Genomic DNA, 8,521 nt, shown 5'->3' on the forward strand with positions numbered 1-8,521 from the left:
TGCTTGGTCGCGTCGATGAGCGAGCCGAAGAACTGAAGCGGGTCCGCGATGGGCTCGCAGGAGCAGGTGATATGTTCGCCCACCCAGACCTCAGCAAAACCGAGTCTGTCTGCAAGAATGACGGCTTCGCGGTCCTGCTTGAGAAGTTCAGTGAAGTTGCGCCGCTGGTCGTGCAGCGGCATCATGAAAAGACCGAGGTCCATCAGTAGTTCTCCTCTATATAAGGTCGGACGACCCGACCCTTCGCCAGTACAGCAGCAAGCGCCATGCCAAGTTTGAAAATCTTTTTTTTTCAATTAGTTGTGGAGGTAGCGTCGTTTGCCTCCGTTTCGTCTCAACAGCTGTTCGAACGTCTCTGATTTGAGACTCTGAGACGCTCGGCGTGAGACGGCTATATGAGACTCCTGAAACGACAGAGCCCCCCGAAGCGGACTCCGAGGGGCTCGTGAGAATTGATGCGACGCTTCAGGCGCTCTTTTTGATGCGATCGGCTTTGCTGTTGGAAACCTGCTCCGCGACAAGCGCGGCCGTAGCGCACGAGAGCGTCCAACCTAGATGGCCGTGCCCAGTGTTGTAGAAGACTCCTGCTCGATTTCCGGAGCCGACTCTCGGTAGCATGTTGGGCATCATCGGTCGGAGGCCGCTCCATGACACGACTCGTTGCGTCGAGACCTCCGGGAACAGCCGCCGAACCCAGTCCACGAGCGGCGCGATCCGGTCCGCACGAATGTCGCGGTTCATCCCATTGAACTCCGCGGTCCCGGCGACGCGGAAACGGTCCGCGCCGAGGCGGCTGGTTACGATCTTGGCCCTGTCGTCAAGCAAGCTCACCCATGGCGCGCCGTTGACGCTCCGTTCGTCGTCGAGGTGGACCGTGATGGAGTAGCCCTTGACCGGATAGATGTTCACCCGGTCGCCGAGCATGGAAGCGAACCTCCTGCTGCCGACGCCAGCGCAAACGACCACTGCGTCCGCTTCCAGCGTCTGTATCGTCTCGATCCCACCCTCTGGCTCACGCCAGACAATACGTACTCCTTTATCCGCCTTGACGTCGATTACCTCCGCGTCGAAAATCATTCTGGCCCCAAGGCGAGCGCACGCCTTAGCCAGTCCGCTCGTGAATTTGTGGATGTCGCCGGTGGAATCCGAGGGCGTGAAGAAACCTCCGTGGAAATCACCGCGAATATTCGGTTCAATGTTTTGGATTTCAGAAGGCGTTGCCGGACGGCGATCAAGGCCGCCCTTGGTGAGCAGAGCATTGACGGCTTCGGCGTGCCGGAAGCTCGCCTTGTCGTAATAGACGTGGAGGATGCCTCGACGCTCAAGGTCAAAGTCGATCTTCTCCCTCTCGGCGATCTCGAACAGGTGCTGGCGTGCGGTGATCGCCAACTTCGCCGTGTCGATGGTGTTCTGTTCATATTTGGGGATTTTGCCTGCGAATTCGGTGATCCAGGAGTATTTGTGCCAGTCCGGGGAGGGGTTCATTAGGAGTGGCGCGTCCTTGATGAACATCCACTTGATTCCTTTGGCAACAGTGCCCCAGTTGTTCCATACCTCGGCATTGCTCGCCGAGAGTTGCCCGCCATTGGCGTAGGATGTCTCCATCGCGGGATAGCGATGGCGATCGATGACCGTGACTTGATGACCCTTTCGCAAGAGGGCGTAGGCGGTGGTGATTCCGGTAATTCCGGCACCCAAGACGACGATGTGGGGCATTTACGGCTCCGATTGGTTCCAGGACGTTGCCAGTCCCAAGCCCCCAATCTGTCAGCTTACCTGAGAGCTTATCCCCCAGTAGGAGGGGTCCCCTTCGGTGGGCACCGAGGTGCCTCTCTCCAGATCGATCGTGATGTCTTGCAGTCCTTTTGCCTGAGAGTTTCCTGGGGGGTTGCTCCTTCGGCGCGTCGGCTGGGCGACGTCTCTCCTGCAAGACCAGCGAACCATGCAACGATATCCGAGAAAATGCCGTCCGCAAGCCCCTTGGCAACAATTTTTTGTGCTTGGCATAAATCTTGCTTGTTGACCGTCAACGGGAGGGCCTGATGCAGAGACCAAGCATTTACGTCGAGAACAAGCTTCCCGAGACGTCCCCTTATCACGTGTCGTCCGATGCAGTCAGGCGGGCTCTTGCGGCAAGATCGCTGGACGCCGAGGTGATCGTTCGACCAGAAGCCGATCCAGATTTAGAAGCCCTCAAGGCCGCGACCTACTTCGTGGGTTCCGGCTTCGACACCGCACGCCTCAAGGAACATGCCTCCAACGTGAAGCTCGTCCACTGCACGAGCGCGGGAGTCGAGAAATACCTTCCGATCGATTGGCTGACGCCGGGTACCATGTTCACAAACAGCAGCGGAGTCCATGCGCGGAAAGGCGGCGTCTTCGGCGCAATGGCGATCCTGATGGCGCTGGAGGAGGTGCCGAGGCATGCCTACAACCAAAGACGTCACTTGTGGGAAGCAAGGCTCACCACTGGAGTAAGTGGAAAGACAGTTGTCTTCGTCGGGACAGGCGCTCTGGGCTCTGCGATCGCAGCGCAGGTAAAGCCGTTCGGCGTAATGCTCATCGGCATCAGCCGAAGTGGCGGTGCAGTAGACTCGTTTGACCAGGTCTTTGGCCGATCGGAACTCCAGACCGTCCTGCCGAAGGCGGACTGCCTGGTACTGGCGTGTCCGCTCACTGCCGAGACCCGCAACATGATCTCGGACGAGGAACTGGGTTTGCTCAAGCCGAGAGCGAGCGTGTTCAACATCGCACGGTCTGGCGTGATGGATTACGCGGCACTTGCTCGGGCGCTCAGAAGCGGTCACCTCAGCTGTGCCATCCTCGATGTTTTTGACCGGGAACCCTTGCCCTCAGACGACGTCCTTTGGGACGTGCCGAACCTCACGATCTTTCCGCATGTCTCGTGCGACGATCACGACGGTTACATCGACCGTTGCCTGGGCGTTTTCGCGGAGAATTTCGCCCGCCACCAAGACGGGGAACCGCTGTTGAACGTGGTTGATCCCGCTTCTGAATACTAATGATTGGAGAATGGAATGCCGAACTTCGTTGACACTGTTGCCATCAGCCATTGCGGCGCGCTGCGGGCTTTGACCTCAGCGGTCGAGCACGCCACTAAGATGGGCGTTCCTCAATGCGTGGTCGTCGTGGATGCCAGCGGCGAGACGATTGCCAGCGTGCGCATGGACAAGGCCAAATACCTCAGCATGCACACAGCTAGAGCCAAGGCCCGAACCGCGGCGTCCATCAATGGGCCTACGGGGAACATGGCGGTAGAGTTCGGCGTTGCGGCCGGAATCGCCTCGAACGGTGGTGTTACGCATTTGCCAGGCGGGCTTCCCATCCGCTTTGGGGGGCTTCTCGCCGGAGCTATCGGCGTGGGGTCGGGAACGGGTGACCAGGATTTCGAAATCGGTCGCGCAGCACTGACAGCGATCGGGGCCGATGAAGCATGACGCCGGGCATGCACGAAATCTTCAGGTCGATGGTGACTGCATGCGAAATGGCTAAGCGGGTGAGCAAGCTGTCTTGCGCGGTGTTGGCCGGTCAAGACGCGATCGGCGAAAGTCGGAACGTGCTGCCTGGATCAAGTCCGCTGAACCCAGGCTCGCAAGTGCTCAACAACGCGAGCTCGAAAATCTCCTAGGTGAGTTTGCTTCTCGATTTCGTCGGAAGGTGGCTCAAACTCCTCGATGTGAGTTTCCTGGCCTCCACCTGGGGTGCCGATCGTTGTGAATAGTTCATGCATGACATGCTTCAGTCTCCATCGGAGCGAACGGAGGGTAGGGGGCATGAGTCGAGTTTTGGCGAAAGTCTCGACGATCACAGCAAAGACATTGGATTGGTGGGGCCGACGAAGGCTCCCCTACGTCAGCCGCGAGATCGCGAGAAACACTTGGGATCGCGACCGCGATCCTGGCTGCGAGGGCTCGGACTATTCCCGCGACCTTTGGCTTCACATGTAAATTTCAAACCAAGGCATCGGAAGAAAATGGCAAACAAAGACAGCGCTTGGCTGACCATCAACGACGCTCTTCATCGTTTCCTCGTTTCGGAAGCGTTGCCTGGCACAGGCATTGAGCCAGCACGCTTTTTCCAGGCTTTCTCGGAAATCGTTCACGACCTCGCCCCAAGGAACGAGGTCATGCTCGCCAGGCGCGACGATCTTCAGGCCAAGATCGATCATTGGCATCGCGCACATCCGGGCAATACTTCGTCAAGCGCTTACCAGGAGTTCTTGCGCGAGATCGGCTACATCGTCTCGGAAGGCGCCAATTTCCTCGTCGCAAACGACGAATGTCGATCCCGAGATCGCTACGATAGCGGGACCGCAACTGGTGGTCCCGGTGATGAACGCCCGATATGCACTGAACGCGGCGAACGCCCGCTGGGGCTCTCTCTACGACGCGCTCTACGGCACCGATGCGATCGCCAGCAACGTCAGGGCAAAAGCGACCGCGTCCTACGATCCTGAGCGCGGACAACTGGTCATTGAATGGGCACGCGAGTTCCTCGACCGGTCGACGCCGCTGTCGGGCGCCAGTTGGAAGGCCCTGACTTCTTTGAGAGTGGCCGACGGTGCTCTTATCCTCGAGACAGAGGGCGGTTCAAGCCGTCTCGCCGACCGGAGCCAGTTCGTCGGCTATCGCGATAACGGCGACAGGAAGCTCGAGATTCTACTCAGGAACAACGGACTGCTTCTCACGGTCCTCGTCAATCCGGCAAGCGAAATCGGGAGGTCGGACCGCGCGGGAATTTCCGATATCCGCCTCGAATCGGCGATTACCACCATCATGGACTGCGAAGATTCCGTCGCTGCAGTCGATTCCGCGGACAAGGTCGCCGTTTACCGAAACTGGCTCGGATTGATGAAGGGCGACCTGTCTGAGCAAGTCATGAAAGGCGGAGAGACCTTTGCCCGTACGCTGAATGCGGACCAAGAATACCGCACGCCCGAGGGCGGCAAGATCAGCGTCAAGGGCCGATCCTTGATGCTCGTCCGCAACGTCGGCCATCTGATGACAAATCCGGCGATCCGCGACGGGCGAGGCAAGGATGTGCCCGAAGGCATTATGGACGCGATGATTACTGCCCTTATCGCCCTGCATGACGTCGGAGTGAGCGGCCGTAGGCAGAACTCCAGAGAGGGCTCTATCTACGTGGTCAAGCCCAAGATGCACGGACCAGAGGAGGTCGCGTTCGCGGACGAGCTCCTCAGCCGCGTGGAGGACGCGCTCGGACTTCCGCCAAATACTATCAAGATGGGGATCATGGACGAGGAACGCCGCACGACGGTCAACCTCAAGGAATGCATTCGGGCCGCCAAGGACCGCGTTGTGTTCATTAACACGGGGTTCCTGGACCGAACTGGCGACGAAATACACACCTCGATGGAAGCCGGACCGATGCTTCGGAAGGGCGACATGAAGCAAGCGGCGTGGCTTGCGGCGTACGAAAACTGGAACGTGGACACCGGTTTGGCTTGTGGCCTATCCGGTCGCGCGCAGATCGGCAAGGGAATGTGGCCCATGCCCGATCTCATGGCCGCCATGCTCGAGCAGAAGATCGCCCATCCCCGGGCAGGCGCGAGTACCGCATGGGTACCTTCGCCGCCGGCTGCGACACTTCATGCCACCCACTATCACAGCGTCGACGTCGCGGCGGTTCAGGAGAGTCTGAGGTCGCGAACCCGGGCGAAACTGGAGGACATCCTGACGATCCCGATCGCCATCCTCCCAAACTGGTCCCCGGCCGAAATCCAGCGCGAGATTGACAACAATTGCCAAGGAATACTTGGCTACGTCGTTCGCTGGATCGACCAAGGTGTGGGTTGCTCGAAGGTTCCTGACATCAACGACGTGGGCCTGATGGAGGACCGCGCAACGCTCCGGATTTCCGCCCAGCACATGGCGAACTGGATCTGCCATGGCGTCGTCTCGAGGCAACAGGTGATCGATACGATGCGGAAAATGGCAGCCGTGGTCGACGGTCAGAATGCGGGCGATCCGGCCTACAAAACCATGACTTCCGATTTGGACTCGTCGATCGCCTTCCGAGCAGCTCTCGATCTCGTGTTGGAAGGAAGGGAGCAGCGGAACGGGTACACCGAACCCTTGCTCCACCGCTATCGTGCCGAGAAGAAGGTGGCCCTTGCTAAAAGCGCCCCCGCGAGAGCCAGCGCGGGGTAATCGAAGGCTTTAAAACGGGAGAGGCCGCGTAGGCGGCCCCTCTAGCGTGTTGACGTTCTAGCGACAAATTGTATTGCTTGAGCTTGCGATGAGGTCGCCGGCTCATTCCGAGCAACTGCCCGCACGCGACGACCTTCCTCCACATTGCTCGATCACGCGGGACATCTCGTCGCGTTCTGCGGATTGCGCCGCGATCTTATGAGGCGACAGGGGTCTCAGCGCCGAAACCGCTCGTGGACGGGCGGGCAGCGGACGCCTGAACCCGGCCGGATCGGCCGCATCCATCGCAAGGACTTGGGAGGGCGGATCAGGACCGGGAGTTTGCAGCATCAGGTCCTCGACCTCGATGGTGCGGTTGTCGGCGAGCTTGGCCGCCCTCGTAATGACGTTCCTTATTTTAGTTCTCGGATGTTCTTGGGCCACGTATGCCGAAGCAGGGCTTCTTTTGCGCGGGCACTGATGGTCAGGGGCATTCCGTCCGATACCTGCCCCACGAGCGTGCCGATGATGAACTCGGGATCGCAGCGCTCCCTGCGCCTGTGAGCCGACATCGCTAATGCTCTGCCTATCGTTGCTGCCAGCGGCTAGCAAAGTGGGATACCCGGCGTACGGGTATTCATCCCAGCGTGGCGCTGCCACGATGCCATCAGACCCGAACTCTGTCCTCGAGGGAGACCTTGTAGCGCTCGACATGGAATCGAGACGTCCGGCTGTCCATATCGATGTCGGTGAAGTTGCAGGGTCATTCAACACGTTCTACCCCGGCGTGCATCTCCTCGTTCAAAGTCGAGACAAATTGTAAAGGCCCCTTGGATCGCAATGGAGAACAGTCTCATCCATGCATTACAGCCGTCTCAGTCTCAGGACCGAGATCGCTAGGTGAAACTCTATAACCAGTTGATCTGATTGATAATTCTGAATGGCATGGAAATTGCGCGTCTCTCGGTAGTCCGCCCGGGTGTCGGCAATGGGCACCTGCCGCTGGAAATGTCTTACATTTAAATGTATAACGACCTTACATTTGATTTGACAGATAATTGGATGGCGCCTAGCTCTTTCGCTCAGAACAAAACGGAGGTAATGAGCATGAAACTAAGTCGTCGTTCTTTCATTGCGTCTGCGGCCGGTGCGGCCGTGGTTCCACTGGTCGGGGCAGGGCGGGCCTTGGCTCAGAGTGCATCGGGCTCGCTTACTTTGGCGAGCTATGGCGGGGGCTATCAAGACTCCCAGAACGAAGCGCTCGTTGCGCCGTTCCTCAAACAGCATCCAGGGATTTCGGTGATCAACGACACGACTGCCGGGGACGCGAAAGTCCGCGCCATGGTAGAGTCGGGCCAGGTGACCTGGGACTTGGTTACCCTGAGCGACGGCCTCGGTTTCGACGACGACGGGCAGTACCTCGAAGAGATCGATTACAATGTCGTTCCGAGGGACCGCTTCCTTCCAGGGTTCACCACGAAGTACCGTGTAGGAGCGACGGTCGAAGCGTCGAACATCGCCTTCCGCGGCGACGCGTTCGAAGGGCGGAAGCCCGCAGGCTTCGCAGACTTTTTCGATCTCGAGAAGTTTCCGGGGAAGCGCGCAGTCTACAAATACGTTGCGGGCGGAATTCTGGAGGCCGCGTTGGTCGCCGACGGTGTCGATCCGTCCAAGCTCTTCCCGCTGGACGTCGAAAGAGCCCTGAAGAAGCTGGATTCGATCAAGTCCGAAATTATCTGGTGGGAGTCGGGCGCGCAGTCCGTGCAACTGCTCGTCAGTGGCGAGGCCAGCATGGGTATCCTCTGGGTCGGCCGCGCCGTCGACGCAGCGAGCAAGGCTCCTGTCGAGGTGCTGTGGGCTCAATGGCTGACGACCAACGGCTTCTGGGGAGTGCCCAAGGGTGCGCCCAACAAGGAGCTCGCCATGCAGGCAATCGCATCTTTCACCGGGGCGGAATCTCAGAAGGAATTCTCGCGGCGCATGTCTTACGGTCCCACGAACAAGGATGTGGTGCTCGACCAGAGCTTCCCGTTCTACGGAAATTATCCGACCCAGCATCTGGAGTCGGCCGTGAATGTGGACTTCAAATGGTGGCGTGACAACCAGGCTGAGGTCGATCGCAAGTTCCAGCAGTGGCTCATCAGTTGATCCTCGGCTCCGGCGGTCGGCGAAAGTCGCCGACCGCCTTTCATCAGTCGAAAGCCCGCGAGCCACGATGAAAATGCAGTCGAAGAAACAAGCGGTCCCGCACCTTCTCCGTCCCAAGACAATCGCAGTCGTCGGCGCTTCCCGCCGGACCGATTCCGTCGGCAGACGTTTGCTGAACTCCATTGCCAACAGCCGCTTTGCCG

General features: G+C 59.0%; 5 protein-coding genes, 1 pseudogene and 1 riboswitch. Of the genes and pseudogenes, 4 read left to right on the top strand and 2 right to left on the bottom strand.

Going from position 1 to position 8,521, the window contains the following annotated elements:
* Positions 1-203 (bottom strand): LLM class flavin-dependent oxidoreductase (locus EOA13_RS35795; protein WP_164780560.1); only part of this gene is annotated, 203 nt, incomplete at its 3' end.
* A gap of 262 nt (positions 204-465) precedes the next feature.
* Entirely contained in the window at positions 466-1,716 is a 1,251-nt protein-coding gene (locus EOA13_RS35800; protein WP_127297873.1) for a D-amino acid dehydrogenase, read from the bottom strand.
* A 131-nt stretch (positions 1,717-1,847) separates the two neighbouring features.
* Positions 1,848-1,937, bottom strand: a riboswitch (glycine riboswitch).
* Between the two features lie 105 nt (positions 1,938-2,042).
* Here EOA13_RS35800 and EOA13_RS35805 point away from each other — a divergent pair.
* The 4 genes and pseudogenes from EOA13_RS35805 (at position 2,043) to EOA13_RS35820 (ending at position 8,318) form a co-directional block, all read left to right on the top strand.
* Positions 2,043-3,023 carry a D-2-hydroxyacid dehydrogenase gene (locus tag EOA13_RS35805; protein WP_127297874.1) on the top strand — a complete coding sequence of 327 codons (981 nt, stop codon included), beginning with the start codon at positions 2,043-2,045 and terminating at the stop codon, positions 3,021-3,023.
* Positions 3,024-3,038: 15 nt separating this feature from the next.
* Positions 3,039-3,458, top strand: coding sequence for a heme-binding protein (locus EOA13_RS35810; RefSeq protein WP_127297875.1), 420 nt, complete (start codon positions 3,039-3,041; stop codon positions 3,456-3,458).
* Between the two features lie 536 nt (positions 3,459-3,994).
* Positions 3,995-6,191 (top strand): annotated as a pseudogene (locus EOA13_RS35815) (malate synthase G).
* 1,080 nt (positions 6,192-7,271) lie between these two features.
* Positions 7,272-8,318, top strand: a complete 1,047-nt coding sequence (locus EOA13_RS35820; protein WP_164780562.1) for an ABC transporter substrate-binding protein — start codon at positions 7,272-7,274, stop codon at positions 8,316-8,318.
* The last annotated feature ends 203 nt before the right edge of the window (positions 8,319-8,521 follow it).

Origin of the sequence: Mesorhizobium sp. M7A.F.Ca.US.011.01.1.1, from assembly GCF_003998295.1 — a bacterium.
Classification (GTDB): domain Bacteria; phylum Pseudomonadota; class Alphaproteobacteria; order Rhizobiales; family Rhizobiaceae; genus Mesorhizobium.

Excerpts from the sequence above, each read along its gene's own strand:
- EOA13_RS35800 (WP_127297873.1), bottom strand. The coding sequence starts at position 1,716 with ATGCCCCACATCGTCGTCTTGGGTGCCGGAATTACCGGAATCACCACC.
- EOA13_RS35810 (WP_127297875.1), top strand. The coding sequence starts at position 3,039 with ATGCCGAACTTCGTTGACACTGTTGCCATCAGCCATTGCGGCGCGCTG.
- EOA13_RS35820 (WP_164780562.1), top strand. The coding sequence starts at position 7,272 with ATGAGCATGAAACTAAGTCGTCGTTCTTTCATTGCGTCTGCGGCCGGT.
- EOA13_RS35805 (WP_127297874.1), top strand. The coding sequence starts at position 2,043 with ATGCAGAGACCAAGCATTTACGTCGAGAACAAGCTTCCCGAGACGTCC.